We start from the raw sequence: 20,926 nt of genomic DNA, 5'->3' as shown, positions 1-20,926 counted from the left end.
GACGGGGTAATGAGTGGGATATCAGAGGTTTCTGGATTGTTCGGGGAACTGCGCTCTCCATTCAGGACCCTTACGGAGTCTCCGATCTGGATACCGAGTTACGAAACATCCCCGAAGCGTTCGATTTTGGCAGTAGTGAACTCTGAAATCGCTGGACGGCTCCCTTATCAGGTCGTTCTGGACCCTTCTACTAAATACGCCAAACACTTGGTGAATTGGCCATCTCCCGGACAGTCATTCGCTGTGTATCAGATCACAAATCCTACTAAATTATGGAGGCTCATCTCCTCGTAGCTAGATAATGAACTCTCTTCCGCCCAAGATCCGGGTCCTCCACGTCGACGATGAACCAGACCTGGCTGAACTAACTGCGATGTTTCTCAATCGGGAGGATGACCGATTTGTTGTCGACTCTAAGACGAACGTGAGTGACGGTCTTGAGGCCTTTTCAGATGGGGAATTCCACTGTATCGTCTCGGACTATGATATGCCGGGTCAGTCTGGTCTCGACTTCCTCACAACAATCCGGGAAACTCATCCTCGCGTCCCATTCATTCTATACACGGGGAAGGGAAGCGAGGATGTTGCAAGTGAGGCGATTTCTGCTGGCGTTACTGACTATCTTCAGAAGGAGACAGGCACCAGCCAGTACACAATTCTCGCGAACCGGATCAAGAACGCCGTCGCTAACTACAATGCACAAGAGGTGATCCGAGAGACAGAACAGCGATTCTCGGAACTTGCTGAAAACTCAGAGGATATATTGTTTAGCGTTACTCCAGATTGGAGCGGGCTGCTTTTCATCAATTCCGCGTTCGAAGATATCTGGGGCATCCCCGTGGAGGTGCTTGAGGACACGCCGGACGTATTTCTCACCCACATCCACGAAAACGACCGTGAGAAAGCTCTGGTATCGATGGAAAAGCTATCAAACGGAACGCCTGATGAGATTGAATATCGGGTGATCCATCCCGAACAGGGTGTGCACTGGGTACGCGGACAGAGTAAGCCGATTCTCAACGAGGACGGATCCGTTGCTAGAATCGTGGGTTATGTCCAGGATATCACGGCGTACAAGGGGGATCACGGACTTCGCGTCATCGAGACTGCGACCGAGGGGATTAGTCTCGTGGAACCAGATGGAACGTTTTCATACCTGAACCCTGCATTTGCCTCGCTCTTCGGCTATGAGCGGTCGGAACTCAATGGCCGTTCTTGGAAACTCCTCTATCACAATGAGGAAGCAGACCGACTCGAACATAATATCCTCCCAGAAGTATCGAAGCAGGGGTACTGGAGCGGTGAGACCGTCCGTCTCACGAAGCAAGGCAACCGACTCGTTACGGATCACCGATTGGCGAAGACGGAAAGTGGAAGCATTGTCTGTACGGCCCAAGACCTCACCAGAGAACGGTCAACAGCGACGAAATATGGAGAATTCTACCACCTTTTAGAGATCGCGGACGGGAGCGCGTTCTACACCCTGGACCACGAGGGGTACCTAACTCGCTGGAACGATCACGCCAGAGACCTGCTAGGACATTCGGTCGAGGACGTTCTCGGCCTCCATCTCGATACACTACTCTCATCAGACTCGGCTGATGGAAGTCGCGCTGAGCGTTTTATCGAGTCTGCTCGGAAGGACGGCGAAGTGACGGCAGAAGTAGAATGGTGCCGGAGCGACGGTAGCACGTTCGCAGCGCCCATGACGATCATCGCTAGTCATACTCCCGAAGGAACGATTCGTGGGTTCGGTGTGATAACCGCCCCCGAAGAAACGGCTTCTGTTCCAGCGTAGCGGTCAGTCAGCGACCTCAACGCCAGTGAACTCGAAGCGTGCCCCACCGGATTCCTCCTCGGTCAATTCGATCGACCAACCGTGGTGGTTGGCGATTCGACTGACGATGGTAAGCCCGACGCCGTTCCCTCCGTACCCCGTTGAAAAGCCATGTTCGAAAACGGTTTCGCGCTTCTCTTCGGGGATTCCTGTTCCCGTGTCTTCAATGTAGAAGCCGTCTTCGCGAGCGCCAACCCGAATCGTAACCTCGTCACCACCGTGTCCGATTGCGTTTTGGAACAGATTCTCGAAGAGCGCCTGCAACTGGCCACGGTCTGCCTTCACGTAGTAGTCAGAGGCCGTCAAGCTCGCGTCACGGGTCTCAATCATCTCCCACGCATCATGGGCGACCGCACTCAACGAGACGTCCTCGAGGGAGTCCGCCATCTCGTTTGGCTGTACAAGTGTTAGCAGGTCCTGTGTGAGCTCATCGAGGCGGGTGAGTGCCTTCTCGACTTCCGTAAGATGAGCGGAGTCACCGGTTTCTTGGTACAGTTCCAAATGGCCGGTGGCAATCGAGAGTGGGTTCCTGAGATCGTGTGAGATCATACTTGCAAATTGATCCAGACGCTCGTTCTGTTCCTGTAATGCATCTGCAGTCTCGCGCTCCTGCGTTACGTCCTGTGTGGCGAGAACACCATACGGCTCGCCGTTAATCTTCGTGGGTTTGGTCTCGATGTGATGGATGCGGTCGTCATACTCGATATCGAAGGAACGTGCGTGGCCCTGAATCGTCGCACGCATTTCCGGTTCGAGACGACGGGTAGTCTGTTCAGGGAACAGTTCGTGAATTGAGCGCCCGAGTAGCTCAGTTGCTTTCGTCTTCGAGAATGGAAGTACGTTCGGACCCACAGCCCGATACCGGTGGTCCTCGTCGAAGAGAACAAGAACGCCATTCGGGAAATTCTGCACAAGAGCGGCTATGGCACTCTGACTGGAGGATATCTGTGGTGTGGAGTCACGCATTTGAATATTGGGATCTTCGCGTGCCGATATGAATAACTTTCCGAGAGCGTTTCTATGGCGTGTTAACTCGGTCGCGTTATCGACGCGGAGGGGTGTGGCGCCTTCTCGGCCCATTCGGTGGGCGCTTCCGAAAGGTCCCGACTTCCGAACGGCGAACGAGAAAGGCCCCGTCTGCGAGCCACTCGAACGTTTCACGTCCGCCCCTGATCGGTTGTTCAAAGTGAAGGTTGACCGTTTCCACAATTCATGGGTGGGCAGTCGGCTGAGCGTCCGCCAGTGGCTTGCTGTGTTCGTTCATTACGATAATTTTCAGCGACCGCATCAGTCGCTCGACGGAAGAACGCCAGCTCAGGAGGTCAACTAGACAGTGCCGATAATATATTGTAATAGATAGGCTGTCAGTTACGTGTGGCGGGACTCGCGGAGGGGTCGAACCGACCGGGACTCGAACTTCACTCGCTCCTTGCAGTCGCTCGCTGGCTCAAATTCCTCCGTTCTCCAGTCACGACTCTCACGTCCGTTCGAGTCGAGACATGCACCGACCGGGATTTGAACCCGGGTTAATGGCTTGGAAGGCCATTGTCCTGCCACTAGACCATCGGTGCGCGTCTCGGGCTACCCCGGCGCGACGTATGTGCGTTTCCCTTCTGCCCAAGGGTGGGTCACCCGCCACTCGTGACGACGGCGTAGCAGTTCCCCTCGCTCTCGTAGGCCGACGCGACGCCGAGCGAACTCGCCGCGAGGTCCGCCTCGAACTCCCCGAGGTCGTAGACGTGGTAGAAGCGGTCGACCGTCTCCCCGCCGGGGAGCGTCCAGTCCACCGTCGTGTCGAAGCCCTCCTCGGCGTCGAACTTCGAGTGGGTGACCGACCAGACGCTCACCAGCGCGCGCCCCGTCGGGGTGAGCACTCGGGCCAGTTCGTCCAGACTCGCCCGCCGCGCCGCCCGCGAGGGGAGGTGGTGGAGGGCGGCAATGTACACCCCGAGGCCGACACTCGCGTCACGGAGGGGGAGCGACGAGGCGTCGCCTCCAACCAGCGAGAGACGTTCGGCGTAGCCCCGGTCGGCCGCCCGGTCGCGGGCGGTCCGGAGGAGTTCGCCGCTCAGGTCGACGCCGACGACCCGGTCCGCACGCTCGGCGAGCAGTTCCGCGTGACGACCGTTGCCACAGCCGAGGTCGAGGGCCGTCCCCACCGGAGCGGCGTCGTCCACGAACGACTCCACCTCCGGCCACGGGTACTCGCGGGTCTGCGAGAAGTGCGCCGCGATGCGGTCGTAGGTGTCGCGGACGGCCCGGCGTCGGTCCATGTCGGGCGTTTCGCGCCGGGACGTATCAGTCGGACGATTCTCGGGGCGGGGGCGTCAGTAGATGGACTTGCCGAGCGCGCTGGCACACAGTTCGACGGCGAGTTCCGCGGTGCGGTTGTGCTGGTCGAGGATGGGGTTGACCTCGACGGCCTCCATCGAGCGAACGTCGCGGTCGGCGACGAGTTCCATCGCGGCGTGGGCCTCGCGGTAGGTGACGCCGCCGCGGACGGGCGTCCCGACGCCCGGTGCCTCGTCGGGGTCCAGCCAGTCGAGGTCGAGGCTCACGTGGATGCCGTCGGTCCCGTCGCTGGCGACGTCGAGTGCCTCCTCGGTGACCGCCGTGATGCCCCGGCGGTCGATGTCGCTCATCGTGAAGACGGTCACGTCGGTGTCGCGCAGGGCCTCGCGTTCGGCGTCGTCGAGGCTCCGAATTCCCACGAGCGCGACGTTCTCCTCGGAGACGTTCGGGGCCGGGCCCCACTCGGAGTCGGCGAACTCCCCCTCGCCGAGGAGGGCGGCGAGCGGCATCCCGTGGATGTTGCCCGAGGGGGTCGTCGCGGGCGTGTTGAAGTCGCCGTGGGCGTCGAACCAGACGACCCCGAGGTCGGCGTCGCGGGCGGCCCCGCCGACGGTCCCGATGGCGATGGAGTGGTCGCCGCCGAGGACGAGGGGGAACGACCCCTCGTCGAGTACGTCCGCCACCTCGTCCGAGAGGCGGGTACAGAGGTCACGAACCTCGTCGAGGTACTTCGCGCGGCCCGTACTGGGGGCGGCACTGTCCGGGTCGCCGACCTCCGGGTGGACGACCGGCAGGTCGCCGTCGTCGGTACAGTCGTAGTCGAGGTCCGCGAGCGCCTGCGAGATGCCGGCGTAGCGAATCGCGGAGGGGCCCATGTCGACGCCACGGCGGTCGGCGCCGAGGTCCATCGGGACGCCGATGAGGCGAAGGGAACGAGACATGGACGGGGACTCGCTCGGCCCGGGTATAGTGCCAGCGGTTCGGTGGGCGCTTCGGACCGGCGACGAACGCCGGGCAGGCCCCCGCTTCACCACATATTTGAAGCCGGCCATCGCGTGAGCGGTATGCGCCTCATCAAACTCCTCGTCCACGAGGACCAGCAGGGAGCGGTCCTCGACCTGCTCGACGAGGAGAACATCGACTTCGTGGTGACGGAAGACACCCGGTCGAGCGAGGACACCTCACTCATCGAGTTCCCCCTTCCGACGCAGGCCGTGGAGTTCGTCCTCGGCGAACTCCGGGCGGCGGGCGTCGACGACACCGAGTACACCGTCATCGCCAGCGCCGAGACGGCCAAGACCAGGAACTACCACGAACTCGAGGACCGCTTCGTCGCGGGCGTTGAGGAGGACGACTCGGTCGCCCCCGAGGAGATTCGCGCGAAGGCACTCGACATGCACCGGAACGCGCTCACCTACTACTCGATGACGCTCCTCTCGGCTATCGTCGCCGCGGCGGGCCTCCTGCTGAACTCTCCGGCGGTGGTCGTCGGCGCGATGGTCATCGCCCCGCAGGTCGGGACGGCGCTCATCACCAGCGTCGGGATGGTACTCGACGACCAGCGGATGATGCGACTGGGTATCCGCGACCAGGTCCTCGGGTTCGCCGCCGCCATCGTCGCCGCCATCGCCTTCGGCTTCGCGCTCAGGTCCGGCTTCTTCATCTCGCCGTCGCTCAACGTCTCGACGGTCGGCCAGATATCGAAGCGCATCTCGCCGGGCCTACTCTCGGTGTCCGTGGCGTTCTGTGCGGGTGCAGCGGGGGCGTTCGGTCTCGCGACCGCGCTCCCGGTGTCGCTGGTGGGCGTCATGATCGCGGCGGCGCTCATCCCAGCGGCCGCCGCCGTCGGCATCGCGTGGGGCGTCCCGAGCGTCTACGTCGGCGCGTTCGTCCTCCTCGTGGTCAACGCCATCGCGGTCAACCTCGCGGGCTTCGCCGTCCTCTGGTATCTCGACTACCGGCCGGCAGACTGGACCGACGACGGCGTGTTCGAGTCGCTCTCGGCGTACCAGACCTCGGCTGCCATCGTGGTCGTTCTGCTGGTCCTCTTCGCCGGGTTCGGCGGCCTCCTCGTCGACCAGATCGCCTTCGACAACGAGGTCAATGGCGGCGTCGAGGAGGTCCTCTCGGGGGAGGAGTACAGCGAACTCGAACTCAGAGAGGTGGGCGTCGAACTCGGTCTCGTCTCGCACTTCGGGCAGGACCCGGAGGTGACGGTGACCGTCGTCCGCCCCGACGGGGCCGAGTATCCGGGCCTCGCGACGACGCTCGACGAGGAACTGGAAAAGCGAATCGGGGAGGACGTGGTCGTGCTGGTGGAGTATCGTGACCGTCAGCGGTCAGAGGACCCTACCGGCGACGGAGCCAACGACGTCTCGGTCGGTCCTCCGGTTGCCCTCTCGGCCTACCGGTAGGGCGCACAGACCCGCGCGACGCCCTCCTCGAAGCTGATCTGTGGCTCCCAGCCGGTCGCCTCGCGAATCTTCGTGCTGTCGGCCATCGTGTCGTGGACGTACACGTCGAGGGGGTTCTCGATGTACTCGGGGTCGATGTCGGTGCCGAGTTCGACGTTGATCATCTCGACCATCGTGTTGAAGGAGTAGCTCTCCCCCGTCCCGAGGTTGTAGATGCCCTGCAGGCGTTCGTCGGCGGCGAGTTCGATGCCGCGGACGATGTCATCGACGTGCGTGAAGTCGCGCGTCTGCGTGCCGTCGCCGAAGAGGACGGGGGCCTCGCCGCTCGCCATCTCGTCGGCGAACTGGGCGACGGTGTTCGCGTACTCGCCCTTGTGGGCCTCGTTGCCGCTCTCGAAGCCCTGATAGACCGAGAAGAACCGCAGGCCGGCACACTGCATCCCGTAGTGGTTGTGGAAGTACTCGCCGTAACGCTCGCGGGCGAGTTTCGACGCCTCGTAGCCCGTGCGGGCCTCGACGGGCATCGTCTCAGGGGAGGGTTCGGTGCGCGAGCCGTAGATGGAGGAGGTGGAGGCGTAGACGACGGTGTCACAGCCGTCCTGTCGGGCCTGGTCGACGGTGTTGACGAACCCCTCGACGTTGACGCGCGCGCCCTGCGCGGGGTCCTCCTCGTGCATCTTGTACGAGGAGAGCGCCGCGAGGTGGAACAGGACGTCCACGTCGGTCGGGAGGTCGTCGTCGAGGACGCTCGCGTCGACGAACTCCACGTCGTCGGAGAGGTTCTCGGGGGTACCGAGGTAGAGGTCGTCGACCGCGACGACGTCGTTGTCGGCGGCGAGGTGGTTCGCGAGGTTCGACCCGATGAATCCCGCACCACCCGTGACGAGGACGCGCTTGCCGTTCATAGTCCAACACCCACCGTCCCGTGACTAAGTGGTATCGGTCGCATCGAAACTCGAAGGTGTGCGGGTGGGAGACACGCCCGAATCACCGTCGGACTTATGAAGTCCAATTTCGAAGCTAACCCCATGTCTAGCATCGAACTCACGTCGAGTCAGCGGAAGATACTCCAGGAGCTCATCAACCTCTACGGCGTCTCGGAGCAGGCGGTCAAGGGCGAGGACATCGCCGAGCGCACCGACCGCAACCCCGGCACCATCCGCAACCAGATGCAGAGCCTCAAGGCCCTCCAGTTGGTCGAGGGCGTCCCCGGGCCGAAAGGCGGCTACAAACCGACGGCGAACGCCTACGAGGCACTGGAGATTCAGGAACTGGACGAACCCGCCGAGGTACCGCTGTTCCACAACGGCGAGCGCGTCCCCGACGCCAACGTTCAGGAGATCGACCTCACGAGCGTCCACCACCCCGAACTCTGTCGCGCGGAGATCCGCCTCCACGGCACCCTCACGCAGTTCCACGAGGGCGACGAGGTCCGCATCGGCCCGACGCCCCGTTCGAAGCTCCTCATCGAGGGCGTCGTCGACGGGAAAGACGAGTCGAACAACGTCCTCATCGTCTCGACGACGAAGATGGAAGCGCCGGTCGGCGAACCGAACCACTGAGGCACCGTCGAGCGCGAACCGACGTGAGTTCGAGTGGCACCGTGCTCATTGATACCACACTCTTCGCTCCGTTGACCGTTCCAAAGCCTTTGTATCCGATGGCCTCGCAGAGCCACACATGACTGAAAACGTCGTCGTCCTCGGCTCGGGGTACGCCGGGGCCGGCGCGGTCAAGAGCATCGAACGGGAACTCGACGACCAGGTCGACCTGACGTGGGTTTCCGACGTGGACCACCACCTGGTCCTACACGAGGCCCACCGGTGCATCCGCAACCCCCGCGTGAAAGAGAAGATCGCCATCCCGGTCGACGAGATCAAGTCGCCGTCCACGCGCTTCATCCAGGCCGAAGTCACCGACCTCGACACGGCGGGCAAGGAGGTCGGCCTCGACGACGGCACCACCCTGTCGTACGACTACTGCGTCGTCGGTATCGGCTCGCAGACGGCCTTCTTCGGTATCGACGGCCTGCAGGAGCACGCCCTCACGCTCAAGAACCTCGACCACGCCCTCGAGATTCACGACGCTGTCAAGTCCGCGGCCCGCGACGCCTCCCGGAGCGACCCCGCACAGGTCGTCGTCGGCGGGGCCGGCCTCTCGGGCATCCAGAGTGCCGGCGAGATCGCCGAGTTCCGCGACAAGCACCGCGCGCCGATAGATATCCACCTCGTGGAGGGCCTCGACAGCGTCTTCCCGCCGGGCGACCCGGAACTGCAGGAGGAACTCGACGCGATGCTCCGCGAGCGAGACGTCAACATCCTCACCGGCGAGTTCATCACCTCGGTCGACGACGAGGTCGTCTACATCGGTGACGACACCGAACTGGAGTACGACGTACTCCTCTGGACCGGCGGCATCACTGGCCAGGAGGTCTGTCAGGACATCGACGTCGGGAAGGACGAGCGCAGTCACCGCCTCCAGACCACCTCGACGTTCTCGACGGACGCCGACGGCGTCTTCGCGGTGGGCGACACCGCGCTGGTCGAACAGCCCGACGACGAACCCGCGCCCCCGACGGCGCAGGCCGCCTGGGACGCCGCCGACATCGTCGGCGAGAACGTCAAGCGCGCCGTCAACGACCAGCCCCTCAAGGAGTGGCGCTACAAGGACAAGGGGACCGTCATCTCCGTCGGTAACGAGGCCGTCGCCTACGACGTCAAGCCGCTCAACGGCGTCAGCCTCCCCATCAACTCCCTCCTCGGCAACCCGTTCGGCGGGACGCCCGCCGAGACGCTGAAGAAGGCCATCGCCGCCCGCTGGATCAACCGCGTCACCGGCCCCGGTCGCGCCGCCAAGGCGTGGCCGGACATGTGACCGCGGCCCGATAACCACCCGACCGACCGTTCTTCGTCACCTCCACCGGAGCGCCGCAGCCCCGGCGACTGCGAGAGAGTTTATAAGCGATACCGGGACCACTCGCCGTGTGCACTGACGACCGCCCGGCTGCGGTACGCGGGTGTGCGACGCACCGCCGCCGGGGACGCCCCGCGTCGCCTGTTCGCCCTTCCCGACGACCGCTCAGTCCCGGCTCTTGTAGTCGCGCTGTTCGACCTCCTCCACCTCGTAGTCCGCCGCCTGCCACGCGGTGAACCCGCCGGCCACGTGTGCGACGTCCTCGAAGCCCATCTTCTGGAGGGTCTTCGCCGCGAGCGCCGACCGGCCGGCCTCGTTGCAGAAGAGGACGTAGCGGCGCGACGGCTCGAAGTAGTCCCGGTAGTACTCCGTCTCGGGGTCGGCCCAGAACTCCAGCATCCCCCTCGGGGCGTGTCTCGCGCCGGGGATGGTCCCCTCGATCCAGCGTTCGCGCACGTCGCGGATGTCGAGGAGCGTCACGTCCTCGTCGCCGAGCAGGTCGTGGACCGCCTCGACGGAGAGCGTCTCGACGTCCTTCTCGGCCTCCTCTGCCATGTCCCAGGCGTGTTTGCGGAGTGCTGCCATACCGGGGGAGTGGGCGGCCGCGAGAAAGGTCTGTCGACGACCGGTCGGTCAGTCGAGGCGCAGGCCGGCGTGCCAGCGGTGGGCTCCGGCCTCGGCCTTGACTTCGTCCATCCGTGCGAGGAGCTTCGTCGCCAGACTCGCCGTCTCGGCGGCGCGCGACTCACCCTCGGTCCGGAACTCGCCCGTCTCGCGGTTGGCGTAGACGGTACAGACCGCACCCGCGCGCAGTCCGTAGACGTTCGCCAGCGTGACGATGGCGCTGGCTTCCATCTCGAAGTTCTTCACGTCGGCCTGTTTGAGTTCCTCGAACAGTTCCTGCCCCTCGGGGGACTCGTAGCCGCCGAAGCCCTCGCGGCCCTGCCCGGCGTAGAAGGAGTCCGTGCTGGCGGTGTGCCCGACGTGGTAGTCGTAGCCGAGGCGCTCTGCGGCGGCGACGAGTGCAGTGACCACCTCGTAGTCCGCGACGGCAGGGTAGGACTTCCGGACGTAGGCGTCACTGGTCCCCTCCAGTCGGACGCCCCCGTCGGTGATGACGAGGTCGCCGATGTCCATGTCCGGCTGGATGGCCCCGCAGGAGCCGACGCGGATGAACGTCTCCGCGCCGACGCGGGCGAGTTCCTCGACGGCGATGGCGGCGGAGGGAGCGCCGATGCCCGTCGAGGTGACGGAGATGGGCGCGCCGTCGTATTCGCCGGTGACGGTGTGGTACTCGCGGTGACGGGCCACTTCCTCGTGGTCGTCCCACAGGTCGATGATCTTCTCGACGCGGTCGGTGTCGCCGGGCAGGAGGACGGTGTCCGCGACCTCGCCGGGAGCCACATCGATGTGGTACTGTCTCTCGTCGTCGGACTCGCTCATAGTCCGCTTGTCGCGCCGCCGGACTAATATCCACTCATCGACGTCGCCAGCGGGGCGCTCTCACGGCGACGCGAGCGACAGCTACTCCCCGTCGCCGGCATCGCCGTCTCCCGAGGCCGCCTCGAGGGTGCCCAGCGAGATGGTGTTCGGGATGAGTTCGCCGAGCGAGTACTCGCTGACGTCGTCGCCCTCGTCACAGAGGACCGTGAACTCCGCCTCGCAGAACTCCGAGAGGGTCTGTCGGCACATCCCACAGGGCGTCACGCCGTCGCGTGCGCCCGACGTGACCGCGATGCGCGAGAACTCGGTGTGGCCGTTCTTGACCGCCTCGGCGATGGCCACCTCCTCGGCGTGCAGCGAGTTCGAGTAGTTGGCGTTCTCGACGTTACAGCCCGTGTAGACCGCCCCGTCGGCGGTTTCCAGCGCCGCGCCGACGCGGTACTCGGAGTACGGGACGTACGCGGCGTCGAGTGCCCCGCGGGCGCGCTCGACGAGGTCGGAGTCGTCCATGGCCGCCCTTCCCCGGGGCGGGAGAAATAGCCACCGCCGTGCGGTTCCCGGGGCTCGGGTCAGTCCTCGCCGGACTCGTAGTGCTCGCCGGCGGCCTCGGGAATCTTCGTCCGGCCGACCAGCGCGAGGACGACGATGACGCCCACGTACGGGAGCATCTGGACGAGCGTCGTGGAGACGTCGAGGCCGGAGAACTGGAGGGGAATCTGCATGGCCTCCAGCCCCGCGAACAGCATCGTCGAGAGGAGCGCCCCCACGGGGTTGTAGTTCCCGAAGAGGTAGGCGACGATGGCGATGAACCCCTTGCCGTTGACCATCGTCTGGCCGCTCCCGGTGAACTGGCCGACGGTGAACGCGAGACTCGCCCCGCCCATCCCGGCGAAGACGCCCGAGAGGAGGACGGCCGCGTAGCGCACGCGATGGACGTTCACGCCCACCGTGTCCAGCGCCTTCGGGTTCTCGCCACTGGCGCGGACCCACCGCCCGAACGCCGTCCGGTTGAGCACGTACCAGCCCACGGCGACGGACACGAACATCAGGTACACCGACGGCGAGGCGTCGAACAGCGCCCCGAAGAACGGGACGTCGGAGAGGACGGGCACCGTGATGGTGCCGGGCACGGGAATCTGGTCGGTGTTCGGCGACCCGTAGATGAGGCGGGCGGCGAACGGTGCGAGGCCGAGGGCGACCAGCCACACTGCCAGTCCGGCGATGATCTGGTCGGCCCGGAACTCGATGCAGACGACGGCGAAGACGGCCGCGAGCAGGACGCTCGACAGCACGCCGAGCAGGAAGCCGAGCCAGAGGCTCCCCGTCGTCGTCACGCCGTACACCGTCGTGAACGCCGAGATGATGAGCAGACCCTCCAGCCCGATGTTGATGACGCCGCTCTTCTCGGCGTAGATGCCGCCGACGGCGGCCAGCGCGATGGGCACCGAGAAGCGGAGCGTCGAGGCGAGCGTCCCCTGGTCGGTGAGTATCTCGAACAGCGTCCCCGCGACGCTGTCGGGGAAGGCGAGACCGGCGACGGCCAGGAGCGCGAACAGCGCCAGCGCGCCGACACCGATGAGCTGTCGACCCGTCAGGTCGCCCAGACGGCCGGCCCCGAACGAGGTCTCACTCATCGTCCTCACCCCCCCGGACGCCGCCGTCGGTCGCGACCGCCCGGTCGCGCGGCGAGAGCGAGGCGAACCGGCCGCCGAGCAGGCGGAAGAACTCCGGCATCGCCACGAACAGGATGATGAGGCCCCGCAGGACCCCCACCAGTTGGACCGGGATGTCGATGTTCGGATCCGTCTGGATGGAGATGGTTCCGCTCTTCAGGATGCCGAAGAGGAACGCCGAGGGAACGACGCCGAGCGGGTTGTTGCCCGCGAGGATGGCGACGGTGATGCCGTCGAACCCGTAGGCGGGCACGCCCGTCTGGAAGTACCCGAAGAACATGAACACGTACACAGTCCCCGCGATGCCCCCGAGCGCCCCCGAGAGGCTCATGCTGGCGACGATGGTCTTCGCGGCGTCGACGCCCCCGTACTCCGCCGCCTCCGGCTGGATGCCGCTGGTCCGGAGGTCGTACCCGAACGACGTGCGTTCGAGCAGGAGGTAGACGCCGACGAGGACGACCAGCGCGAAGGCGAACGCGAGGACCGAGAACTCGTCGGAAGGGGCGTACACCAGCTTCGGGAAGTCCGCGAACGCCGGCAGGTCGCGGGTCTTCGTCGCGGGGCTCTCGGGGTCCTTGAAGTGGTTCTGCACGAGGTAGAGCGCGGAGAACGTCGCGACGAAGTTCAGCATGATGGTCGTGATGACCTCGTTCGCGTCCGCGTAGGCCTTCAGCGCCCCCGGAATCGCCCCGTAGAGGCCGCCGAACAGCGCACCCATCGCGAGGCCGAACGGGACGACGACGAGCGTCCCGACGAGCCCCGAGAACGCGGGTGCGACGGCGAGCATCGCGAGGGTGCTCCCGAGCGCGCCGACGACGAGTTGGCCCTGCGTCCCGATGTTGAAGATGCCCGCGCGGAAGGCGACGGCCACCGACAGGCCAGTGAACACGAGGACCGTGGTCTCGGCGAGCGTGTCGCCCATCCGGGCGTTGAACGGCGTCCACCCCTCGCGGAAGGGGGCCGCCCACTGGCCGTGTAGCGGGTCGAACAGCGGGTTGATGGGGTTGCCGAGCGCCCCGAGGAACAGCCGGTCGAAGATGCGCGCCGGGTCGTAGCAGAACCCGGTGTCGAAGTAGACGACCGCCGCCTGCTGGCACGTCGCGGTCCGGCCCGCCGCGAGGATGATGACCGTCCCGACGAGCAGCGACAGCACCAGCGCCGCGAGGCTGATGAGCAGCCGTTCGGTCCCCGACGCTCGGACGAGTCGGTCCAGCGCAATGCGGGCGCGTTCGCTCCAGTCGGTGCCGGACTTCGGCTGGTCGCCCGTGTCGCTCATCGCGACCCCCCGTCGGCCTGCGCGTCCGCCTCGCGTTTCAGTCGCTCGGGTCGTTCACCGGCCATCAGCAGGCCCAGTTCCTCCTCCGTCGTCTGTTCGGGGTCGACTACGTCCATGATCTCCCCTTCGAACATCACCCCGAGGCGGTCCGAGAGCGCCTGCACCTCCTCCAGTTTCGAGGAGACGAGCAGGACGCCGACACCCTCGTCGCGCAGGCCGAGCAGTCGCTCGTGGATGAACTCCGTCGAGCCGATGTCCACCCCGCGGGTGGGGTGGGTGGCGACGACGAGTCGCGGGTCGCGCGCGAACTCCCGCCCGACGATGAACTTCTGCTGGTTGCCGCCGGAGAGCGACCGCGCCTCCGCGTCGGCGTTCGGCGGGCGCACGTCGTACTCCTCGATGACGGACTCGGCGTGGTCCCGCGCCCGCGCCCAGTTGATGCGCCCGCCGCTGGCGAACGGTTCGCTGTGCTGGCTCCCCAGGAGGCCGTTCGAGACGAGGTCGAAGTCCATCACCAGCCCCCGCTCGTGTCGGTCCTCCGGGATGTAGGCCATCCGGTCGTCGATACGCTCGCGGCGCGAGTGGTCGGTGATGTCAGCGCCGTCGAACCGGACGCGCCCCGACTCCGGGGCGCGGAGGCCCGTAATCGCCTCGACGAGTTCCGACTGGCCGTTGCCGTCGACGCCCGCGATGCCGAACACCTCCCCCTCGCGGACCGAGAACGACACGTCGGATACGGCAGTCACGTCCCGTTCGTCGGTCACGGAGAGCGAGTCGACGGCGAGGGCCTCCTCGCCGGGGTCGAACGGGGCCTTCTCGACTTCGAGGAGGACCTCGCGCCCGACCATCAGTTCGGCGAGTTCCTCGCGGGTCGTCCCGTCGGCGTCGACCGTCCCCACGTTCTTCCCGTCGCGGAGGACGGTGACGTCGTCGGCGGCGTGCATCGCCTCGCCCAGTTTGTGTGTGATGAAGATGATGGTCTTGCCCTGTGCGGTGAGTTCGTCGAAGACAGTGAAGAGATCCCCCACCTCCTGTGGGGTGAGGACCGCCGTCGGTTCGTCGAGGATGAGGACGTCGGCACCCCGATAGAGCGTCTTCAGGATTTCGACGCGTTGCTGGACGCCGACGGAGACGTCCTCGATGCGCACGTCCGGTTCCACGTCGAAGCCGTAGCGCTCGCTCAGTTCGAGGACGTCCTCGTGGGCGGCCTCGCGGTCGACCGCCAATCCGCCCCACTTCCGGGGCTCGTGGCCGAGCGTGATGTTCTCGGCGACCGTCATCGGGTCGACGAGCATGAAGTGCTGGTGGATCATCCCGACCCCGGCGTCGATGGCGTCGCGCGGCGAGTCGAACCGTCGTTCCTCGCCGTCGACGACGACGCGACCCTCGTTCGGGCGATACAGCCCGTAGAGGACGTTCATCAGCGTCGTCTTCCCGGCACCGTTCTCGCCGAGCAACGCGTGGACCGTGCCGCGCTCGACGGCCAGGTCGACGTCGTCGTTGGCGACGACGCCGGGGAACCGCTTCGTGATACCGTCGAGGTGGACGGCCGTCGTCATTGCTGTGGGGTTATCGAGTGAGGGGTTAAACGCGTGGTTTCGCGACTGTTCGGCTCGCTAATGCTTAGACGGACGAGGGGTCGGTCGGGACCGAGATGCCCCCGTCGATGATCTGGGTGCGCGCGCTCTCGATCTGGGACTTCACGTCACTGGAGATCTCGCCGCCGAGTTGCTGACCGTAGACGAGCGAGACACCCTCCTCGCTGAGGCCGAGCGTCGTCGCGGAGCCGCCCTGGAAATCGCCGTTGACGACGTTCTCGACGCACGTGAAGACGGCCGTGTCGACGCGCTTGACCATGCTCGCGAGGATGACGTCCGCGAACGAGGACTTGGTCTGTGACTGGTCGCGGTCCACGCCGATGGCGAAGCGCCCCTGCTCCTGGGCGGCCTGGAAGACGCCGGTTCCGGTGTTACCGGACGCGTGGTAAATGATGTCAGCACCGTTGTTGTACATCGACAGCGCCGTCTCCTTGCCGCCCGCGGGGTCGTTGAAGTCGCCGACGTACGACGAGAGGACCTCGACGTCCTGGTTGGCGTAGGCGACGCCGGCCTTGTAGCCGGCCTCGAAACGCCCGATGAGTTCGCCCTCGACGCCGCCGACGAAGCCGACGGTCGCGTCGCCGTTGGTCTGGCCCGCGCCCGCGCTGAACTCCTTCGTGGTGAGGAGCCCGGCCAGCTGCCCGGCGAGGAACGAGCCCTCCTGTTCCTTGAACGTGTAGCTCGCCACGTTGCTCTCCTCGACGACGGAGTCGACGATCTGGAACTGCTGGTCGGGGTACTGCGGGGCAGTCTCCGAGAGGGCGTCGGCCTGCAGGAAGCCGATACAGCTCACGAGGTCGTAGTTCGGGTTCGTCTCCTCGGCGTAGGATTGCTGGAAGGTCTTGAACTCCGAGACCTGCGAGGGCTCGGCCTCGTCGAAGTTGATGTTCAACTCCTGCTGGGCGCGCTTGATGCCCTGCTGGGCCTGGTCGTTGAACGACCCGTCGCCGAGTCCGCCGGTCGCGTACACCATCCCGACGTTGACCTCGGCGCTCCCGCTCGCGCCGTCGGTCCCCTCGCTCTGGTTGCCGCTCCCGTTGCCCGCCTCGGTCGTGCCGGCACCGCCCTCCGCCGGGCTACTGCCGTTGCCGTCGCCGTTCTCGCCGCCGGCCTCGGGACCGCCGGTACACCCGGCGAGACCTGCGACCGTCGTCACACCCACTCCCTTGAGGAAATCGCGTCTCTCCATGTCCATGGACACCTACGTACCCATCGGTAATCCTCCGTGATTAAATCCGTTGTTTCCACCGCGTCAGTGTGTCCCGTTCACACGGAATACCGCCGCGCTGGCGGTGCTCGCCGTCGTCTGGTGGTTCGTCGTGACCGAGGGTGGAAGAAAGTCGGGCCGTTAGGACACGTCGGCGACGGCCGACTCGACGCACTCGACGACCCGCCCGACGAGGGCATCCACGTCGTCGCTCTCGGCGTACACCCGGACGTACGGTTCGGTCCCGCTGGGACGGACGAGCGCCCACGACCCGTCGGCGAAGTTCACGCGGACGCCGTACTCCGTGTTCACGTCCGCCTCGGGGTACAGCGCGGGGAGGCGTTTCCCAACCAGTTCCATCGTCTTCACCTTCGCGTCGTCCGGGCAGTCGACGCTCACCTTCCTGTAGGGGCGCTCGCTGACGGGTTCGCGGAGCGCTGGGAGGCCCCGGTCGGCGACGAGCGTCGAGAGCAGGGCCGCGCTGGCGACGCCGTCGATCCACGGCCCGAAGTAGGGGTGGATGTGCTTCCACGGTTCGCCGGCGAACACGACGTCGCCGCCGGCCTCGCGGGCCGCCGCGATGCCCTCGTGGAGCGACCCGAGTTTGACGCGTTCGACGCGCCCGCCCGCCGCGTCGACCCGTTCGTCGATGCGCCCGGAGGCGTTCGGCGTCGTGACGACCACCGGGTCGGACACGTCGGCGATGCGCACGTAGTGCTCCGCGACGATGGCGAGGACGGTGTCCTCGTGGACCACCTCGCCGTCGCCGTCCACGACGACGATGCGGTCGGCGTCCCCGTCGTGGGCGATGCCGATGCAGTTGCCGTGGTCCGCGACGAACGCCATCAGGTCACCCAGGGTCTCGGGCGTGGGCTTCGAGGGCCGCCCGGGGAAGTGCCCGTCGACGTTCGCGTTGAGCGCGACGACGTGCGCGCCGAGGGCACGGAGCACCTGCGGGGTGGCGAGCGACGCCATCCCGTTGCCGCAGTCCACGACGACGGTCTGCCCGTCGGGCGCCGGGCCGTGCTGTCGGGCGTAGGCGGCGACGGCGTCACGGTAGTCCGCGAGCGGGTCGAAGCTGGTCGCGTCACCCCACTCGTCCCACGTCGTCGGCTCCAGTCCCTCGGCGACTCGTTCCTCGACGCGTCGCTCGGCCTCGCCGTCGTACTCCTCGCCGTCGACGAACAGCTTCAGCCCGTTGTCCTGCGGGGGGTTGTGACTCGCCGTGACCTGGATTCCGCGCCGGCCGCGCGAGGCGAACGCCAGCGTTGGGGTGGGGACGACCCCGACCCGTCGGACGGTCGCGCCCGCGCTCTCGGCTCCGGCCTCGACGGCGGCGACGAGCGCCGCTCCGGTCTCCCGGCCGTCGCGCCCGACGACGAGTTCCGTGGCGTCTGCACCTGCCGCCCGTCCCACCGCGAGTGCGAGCTCCGGAGTGACCCGGGTTCGCGCGTCCCCGCGGATGCCCGCGGTGCCGAAGAGGTCCATACACCCATCGCTGTCCGGGAGCTACTTATCTCGTGTCGTATCGTCCGGTCCTCCGGCGGTTCAGAGTTCGACGCCGCTCGGGATGAGGCTGCTCTCGCGGATGACCTCGCCGTCCTCGTCGTACACGAGGAGCGTGGACTTGTCGTGGACCAGTCGCTCGCCGTCGGTGGTGCGGACGACGACGCGGTAACAGCCCCCCTCGTCCTCGTCGTCCGTACCGCCGGTCCGAGCGGCCTCGACGAGTCGGAGGACCACCTCGGCGTCCACGTTGGCCTCGAGGACGTAGTCGCCGGTGACCCGGTTCGTCAGGGAGAAGACACCGGTCGCCTCGGGTCGCATCTCGGCCGCCTGCAGACGGTAGGACACGTCGACCTGGACTGCGTCGAGGAGTGACCCGGTCTCGTCGGTCAGGCGCTCCTCGAACGGCCCGGTCGGACCGTCGAACTCGATGGTCACCGTCGGTCTGCCGTCGTCGTCCGCGGTGTCCACGTCGAGCGTGAAGTAGTCGCGCCTCATTCACCCGAGATTGGTGGGCCAGCGGGATGAACGTGACGCCACCGGCGAGAGTCGGTATCGTTTTGTTCGCCCGCTCGTGGCGACAATTATGACACTGGTCGACCCGGCGTACCGAAACGAGTTCGCCGTCCTCGCCACGTGGCTCTCCGCGCTCCTCCCCTGGTCCGTCTGGTGGCTCTCGGGGTCGGTCGGCGTCGTCGAAATCCGCTTCCCGGTGGTCGTCGCCCGGTTCGTCACCGACGCCCCCGACCCGGTCCGGACGCCGTACTTCTTCGCGCGCCTCAACGAGGGCAACGCGAGCGGTCTCGGCTACACCGTCGCGCTCCTCGGTGCCCTCGTCTTCGCCCTCGCACTCGTCGCGAGCGTCGAACTCTTCCTCCGCGAGGAGCGACTCGACGACCTCCTCCCCCGGACGCCCGCGTTCGTCCTCGGCGGCCTGCTCACCGTCTCCGGTCTCGCCTTCGCGGGCGCGACCTACCTGCTCTCGGCGGTCCAACCGGGGCTGACCGTTCCGCTCGGCGTCCTCTTCCAGGTCGGGTTCGGCGCGATTCTCCTCTCCGGAGAACAATCACCATAGAGGGATGGTTTAAGTCATCGGAGTTACCAGTTCGGGCCAGACGCCGGCCGTCGGCGACGATTACGATGGTATCCAACGACACTCCGGGGGGAGTTCGCCACTGGCTCGCACGCACCATGGAGATGCTCCGCGGGTCGACCGTCGACCTGACGAACTACGACCCCGCGGCCCACGGACCGCTCGTCTCGGCGGGCGGTCCCGACGGGTACGAGACCGACCGCTACTGGCTCGACGCACCGTTCACGTTCGCCTCCATCGCCTACGACACCGAGGTGGACGAGTACCGCTACCGGGTCGTCGAACCCGCACTCGACGACCTGGAGCGGGAACTCCTCGACTCACTCGCGGCGGACGTCCGCGACCACCTGCTCTACCGGGCCGACGACCACGAGGAGACGTCGAGGGTCGACGCCGACCCCGAACAGGCCCTCCGCGAGGAGATGCGCGACCGACTGGAGGAGTACGGCGTGGAGGTCGACGTCCCCACCTTCTACCGCCTGTTCTACTACCTCGACCGCTCGTTCCGGGGGTACGGCCGGCTGGACCCGCTCATGCACGACCCGCACATCGAGGACGTCTCGTGTGACGGGCCGGAGATGCCGGTGTACGCCTATCACGACGACTACACGGACATCGAGACGAACGTCGTCTTCGAACGCGAGGAACTCGATACGTTCGTCGTCCACCTCGCCCAGCAGTCCGGGCGACACGTCAGCGTCGGCGACCCCGTCGCCGCGGCGACGCTCCCGGACGGGTCGCGCGCCGAACTCGCCCTCGGCCAGGAGGTCACCCCCCACGGCTCGGCGTTCACCATCCGGAAGTACAGCGAGGAACCGCTGACGCCCATCGATCTGCTGAACTTCGGGACCTACGACCTCGCGTCGATGGCGTACCTCTGGCTGGCCATCGAGCACAACAAGAACCTCGTGTTCGCAGGCGGGACGGCGGCCGGCAAGACCACCTCGATGAACGCCATCTCGATGTTCATCCCCCCGCGCTCGAAGGTCATCACCATCGAGGACACCCGCGAACTCGCGCTCCACCACGACAACTGGCTCTCCTCGGTCACCCGCGAGGGCCTCTCGAAGGGCACCGACATCTCCATGTACGACCTCCTGCGGGCCGCACTGCGCCACCGCCCCGAGTACATCGTGGTGGGTGAGGTGCGCGGCGAGGAGGCCATCACGCTCTTTCAGGCGATGAACACGGGCCACACCACCCTCTCGACGATGCACGCCGACTCCGTCCGGACGGCCATCAACCGCCTGGAGAACAAACCCATCGACGTGCCCCGCCAGATGGTCGAGTCCCTCGACCTGCTCATCGTCCAGAAGCAGGTGCGCCTCGACGGCCAGCGAGTCCGCCGCGCCGACGCCGTCGCGGAGATCGACGGCATCGACCAGCGGACCGGCGAACTCGACTACGGACAGGCCTTTGCCTGGAACGCGGGGTCGGACACGTTCGAACCGGGGAGTCGGACGGTCGCCGACGAGATACGCGACGAGCGGGGCTGGTCGCAGTCCGACCTTCTCCGCGAACTGAAGCGCCGCCACCGGTTCCTCGAGGCCCTCCGCGAGCGCAACATCACTGACTACCGCCGGTTCACCGCGATGGTCAACCGCTACTACGCGGACCCCGAGCGGGCGCTCGACCGGGTCGATGCGGGCACGGCGGCGGTGGCGGACGACTGAC

The 20,926-nt window shown here is 66.1% G+C and carries 19 protein-coding genes, 1 tRNA gene and 1 pseudogene; 7 read left to right on the top strand and 14 right to left on the bottom strand.

Annotated features, from left to right (window positions below; translation table 11 throughout):
* The first annotated feature begins 301 nt into the window (after positions 1 to 301).
* A complete protein-coding gene (locus NKG96_RS10200; protein WP_256558082.1) occupies positions 302 to 1,798 on the top strand; it encodes a PAS domain-containing response regulator in 1,497 nt (498 codons plus the stop codon).
* A 3-nt stretch (positions 1,799 to 1,801) separates the two neighbouring features.
* Here the strand turns inward: NKG96_RS10200 and NKG96_RS10195 are convergent, their stop codons facing one another.
* Positions 1,802 to 2,803 (bottom strand): sensor histidine kinase, encoded by a 1,002-nt coding sequence (locus NKG96_RS10195; RefSeq protein ID WP_254534835.1) that lies wholly within the window; start codon positions 2,801 to 2,803, stop codon positions 1,802 to 1,804.
* Positions 2,804 to 3,020: 217 nt separating this feature from the next.
* Between NKG96_RS10195 and NKG96_RS10190 the strand changes: the two are divergent.
* Positions 3,021 to 3,167 (top strand): annotated as a pseudogene (locus NKG96_RS10190) (IS6 family transposase); the annotation flags it as partial.
* Between the two features lie 170 nt (positions 3,168 to 3,337).
* Here the strand turns inward: NKG96_RS10190 and NKG96_RS10185 are convergent.
* The 3 genes from NKG96_RS10185 to rocF form a co-directional block, all read right to left on the bottom strand.
* Positions 3,338 to 3,408 (bottom strand) — tRNA-Gly (locus NKG96_RS10185).
* A gap of 57 nt (positions 3,409 to 3,465) precedes the next feature.
* Positions 3,466 to 4,110 (bottom strand): class I SAM-dependent methyltransferase, encoded by a 645-nt coding sequence (locus NKG96_RS10180; protein ID WP_254534834.1) that lies wholly within the window; start codon positions 4,108 to 4,110, stop codon positions 3,466 to 3,468.
* A gap of 54 nt (positions 4,111 to 4,164) precedes the next feature.
* Complete coding sequence (gene rocF, locus NKG96_RS10175; protein ID WP_254534833.1) at positions 4,165 to 5,070, bottom strand: arginase; 906 nt, start codon at positions 5,068 to 5,070, stop codon at positions 4,165 to 4,167.
* 123 nt (positions 5,071 to 5,193) lie between these two features.
* Between rocF and NKG96_RS10170 the strand changes: the two genes are divergently transcribed.
* Positions 5,194 to 6,543: a TIGR00341 family protein gene (locus NKG96_RS10170; RefSeq protein ID WP_254534832.1), complete on the top strand. Its 1,350-nt coding sequence runs from the start codon at positions 5,194 to 5,196 to the stop codon at positions 6,541 to 6,543.
* On the opposite strand, the gene NKG96_RS10165 is transcribed toward NKG96_RS10170, so the two are convergent.
* A complete protein-coding gene (locus NKG96_RS10165; protein ID WP_254534831.1) occupies positions 6,534 to 7,448 on the bottom strand; it encodes an NAD-dependent epimerase/dehydratase family protein in 915 nt (304 codons plus the stop codon). The genes NKG96_RS10170 and NKG96_RS10165 overlap by 10 nt on opposite strands.
* Before the next feature lie 123 nt (positions 7,449 to 7,571).
* On the opposite strand from NKG96_RS10165, the gene NKG96_RS10160 reads away from it, so the two are divergent.
* Positions 7,572 to 8,105, top strand: coding sequence for an Rrf2 family transcriptional regulator (locus NKG96_RS10160; protein WP_254534830.1), 534 nt, complete (start codon positions 7,572 to 7,574; stop codon positions 8,103 to 8,105).
* 118 nt (positions 8,106 to 8,223) lie between these two features.
* Entirely contained in the window at positions 8,224 to 9,417 is a 1,194-nt protein-coding gene (locus NKG96_RS10155) for an NAD(P)/FAD-dependent oxidoreductase (RefSeq protein WP_254534829.1), read from the top strand.
* A 204-nt stretch (positions 9,418 to 9,621) separates the two neighbouring features.
* Here NKG96_RS10155 and NKG96_RS10150 read toward each other — a convergent pair whose 3' ends face one another.
* The 9 genes from NKG96_RS10150 to NKG96_RS10110 all read right to left on the bottom strand — a co-directional run bounded on the left by NKG96_RS10150 (position 9,622) and on the right by NKG96_RS10110 (position 18,657).
* On the bottom strand, positions 9,622 to 10,041 hold the full coding sequence (locus NKG96_RS10150; RefSeq protein WP_254534828.1) for a rhodanese-like domain-containing protein: 420 nt from the start codon (positions 10,039 to 10,041) through the stop codon (positions 9,622 to 9,624).
* A gap of 48 nt (positions 10,042 to 10,089) precedes the next feature.
* The gene (locus NKG96_RS10145) at positions 10,090 to 10,899 is read right to left on the bottom strand and encodes a nucleoside phosphorylase (RefSeq protein ID WP_254534827.1); all 810 of its coding nucleotides are present in this window, start codon (positions 10,897 to 10,899) and stop codon (positions 10,090 to 10,092) included.
* 81 nt (positions 10,900 to 10,980) lie between these two features.
* Positions 10,981 to 11,409, bottom strand: coding sequence for a cytidine deaminase (cdd, locus tag NKG96_RS10140; protein ID WP_254534826.1), 429 nt, complete (start codon positions 11,407 to 11,409; stop codon positions 10,981 to 10,983).
* 59 nt (positions 11,410 to 11,468) lie between these two features.
* Positions 11,469 to 12,533: an ABC transporter permease gene (locus tag NKG96_RS10135; RefSeq protein WP_254534825.1), complete on the bottom strand. Its 1,065-nt coding sequence runs from the start codon at positions 12,531 to 12,533 to the stop codon at positions 11,469 to 11,471.
* Positions 12,526 to 13,848, bottom strand: coding sequence for an ABC transporter permease (locus tag NKG96_RS10130; protein WP_254534824.1), 1,323 nt, complete (start codon positions 13,846 to 13,848; stop codon positions 12,526 to 12,528). Before NKG96_RS10130 ends, NKG96_RS10135 begins: the two co-directional genes overlap by 8 nt.
* Positions 13,845 to 15,407: an ABC transporter ATP-binding protein gene (locus tag NKG96_RS10125; protein ID WP_254534823.1), complete on the bottom strand. Its 1,563-nt coding sequence runs from the start codon at positions 15,405 to 15,407 to the stop codon at positions 13,845 to 13,847. Before NKG96_RS10125 ends, NKG96_RS10130 begins: the two co-directional genes overlap by 4 nt.
* 64 nt (positions 15,408 to 15,471) lie before the next feature.
* The gene (locus tag NKG96_RS10120) at positions 15,472 to 16,641 is read right to left on the bottom strand and encodes a BMP family lipoprotein (protein ID WP_254534822.1); all 1,170 of its coding nucleotides are present in this window, start codon (positions 16,639 to 16,641) and stop codon (positions 15,472 to 15,474) included.
* A gap of 153 nt (positions 16,642 to 16,794) precedes the next feature.
* Positions 16,795 to 18,141 carry a phosphohexomutase domain-containing protein gene (locus NKG96_RS10115; protein ID WP_254534821.1) on the bottom strand — a complete coding sequence of 449 codons (1,347 nt, stop codon included), beginning with the start codon at positions 18,139 to 18,141 and terminating at the stop codon, positions 16,795 to 16,797.
* A gap of 60 nt (positions 18,142 to 18,201) precedes the next feature.
* Positions 18,202 to 18,657 carry a DUF5793 family protein gene (locus NKG96_RS10110; protein ID WP_254534820.1) on the bottom strand — a complete coding sequence of 152 codons (456 nt, stop codon included), beginning with the start codon at positions 18,655 to 18,657 and terminating at the stop codon, positions 18,202 to 18,204.
* A gap of 88 nt (positions 18,658 to 18,745) precedes the next feature.
* On the opposite strand from NKG96_RS10110, the gene NKG96_RS10105 reads away from it, so the two are divergent.
* Positions 18,746 to 19,234, top strand: coding sequence for a DUF7549 family protein (locus NKG96_RS10105; RefSeq protein ID WP_254534819.1), 489 nt, complete (start codon positions 18,746 to 18,748; stop codon positions 19,232 to 19,234).
* Positions 19,235 to 19,299: 65 nt separating this feature from the next.
* Complete coding sequence (locus NKG96_RS10100; protein WP_254534818.1) at positions 19,300 to 20,925, top strand: type II/IV secretion system ATPase subunit; 1,626 nt, start codon at positions 19,300 to 19,302, stop codon at positions 20,923 to 20,925.
* The last annotated feature ends 1 nt before the right edge of the window (position 20,926 follow it).

This window comes from Halomarina litorea (genome assembly GCF_024227715.1).
GTDB classification, from domain to species: domain Archaea; phylum Halobacteriota; class Halobacteria; order Halobacteriales; family Haloarculaceae; genus Halomarina; species Halomarina litorea.
This window is presented reverse-complemented; position numbering and strand designations above follow the sequence as displayed.

Bases quoted from the DNA above. Each gene is read 5' to 3' on its own strand.
- NKG96_RS10200 (WP_256558082.1), top strand. From the start codon at position 302: ATGAACTCTCTTCCGCCCAAGATCCGGGTCCTCCACGTCGACGATGAA.
- NKG96_RS10195 (WP_254534835.1), bottom strand. From the start codon at position 2,803: ATGCGTGACTCCACACCACAGATATCCTCCAGTCAGAGTGCCATAGCC.
- NKG96_RS10180 (WP_254534834.1), bottom strand. From the start codon at position 4,110: ATGGACCGACGCCGGGCCGTCCGCGACACCTACGACCGCATCGCGGCG.
- rocF (WP_254534833.1), bottom strand. From the start codon at position 5,070: ATGTCTCGTTCCCTTCGCCTCATCGGCGTCCCGATGGACCTCGGCGCC.
- NKG96_RS10170 (WP_254534832.1), top strand. From the start codon at position 5,194: ATGCGCCTCATCAAACTCCTCGTCCACGAGGACCAGCAGGGAGCGGTC.
- NKG96_RS10165 (WP_254534831.1), bottom strand. From the start codon at position 7,448: ATGAACGGCAAGCGCGTCCTCGTCACGGGTGGTGCGGGATTCATCGGG.
- NKG96_RS10160 (WP_254534830.1), top strand. From the start codon at position 7,572: ATGTCTAGCATCGAACTCACGTCGAGTCAGCGGAAGATACTCCAGGAG.
- NKG96_RS10155 (WP_254534829.1), top strand. From the start codon at position 8,224: ATGACTGAAAACGTCGTCGTCCTCGGCTCGGGGTACGCCGGGGCCGGC.
- NKG96_RS10150 (WP_254534828.1), bottom strand. From the start codon at position 10,041: ATGGCAGCACTCCGCAAACACGCCTGGGACATGGCAGAGGAGGCCGAG.
- NKG96_RS10145 (WP_254534827.1), bottom strand. From the start codon at position 10,899: ATGAGCGAGTCCGACGACGAGAGACAGTACCACATCGATGTGGCTCCC.
- cdd (WP_254534826.1), bottom strand. From the start codon at position 11,409: ATGGACGACTCCGACCTCGTCGAGCGCGCCCGCGGGGCACTCGACGCC.
- NKG96_RS10135 (WP_254534825.1), bottom strand. From the start codon at position 12,533: ATGAGTGAGACCTCGTTCGGGGCCGGCCGTCTGGGCGACCTGACGGGT.
- NKG96_RS10130 (WP_254534824.1), bottom strand. From the start codon at position 13,848: ATGAGCGACACGGGCGACCAGCCGAAGTCCGGCACCGACTGGAGCGAA.
- NKG96_RS10125 (WP_254534823.1), bottom strand. From the start codon at position 15,407: ATGACGACGGCCGTCCACCTCGACGGTATCACGAAGCGGTTCCCCGGC.
- NKG96_RS10120 (WP_254534822.1), bottom strand. From the start codon at position 16,641: ATGGACATGGAGAGACGCGATTTCCTCAAGGGAGTGGGTGTGACGACG.
- NKG96_RS10115 (WP_254534821.1), bottom strand. From the start codon at position 18,141: ATGGACCTCTTCGGCACCGCGGGCATCCGCGGGGACGCGCGAACCCGG.
- NKG96_RS10110 (WP_254534820.1), bottom strand. From the start codon at position 18,657: ATGAGGCGCGACTACTTCACGCTCGACGTGGACACCGCGGACGACGAC.
- NKG96_RS10105 (WP_254534819.1), top strand. From the start codon at position 18,746: ATGACACTGGTCGACCCGGCGTACCGAAACGAGTTCGCCGTCCTCGCC.
- NKG96_RS10100 (WP_254534818.1), top strand. From the start codon at position 19,300: ATGGTATCCAACGACACTCCGGGGGGAGTTCGCCACTGGCTCGCACGC.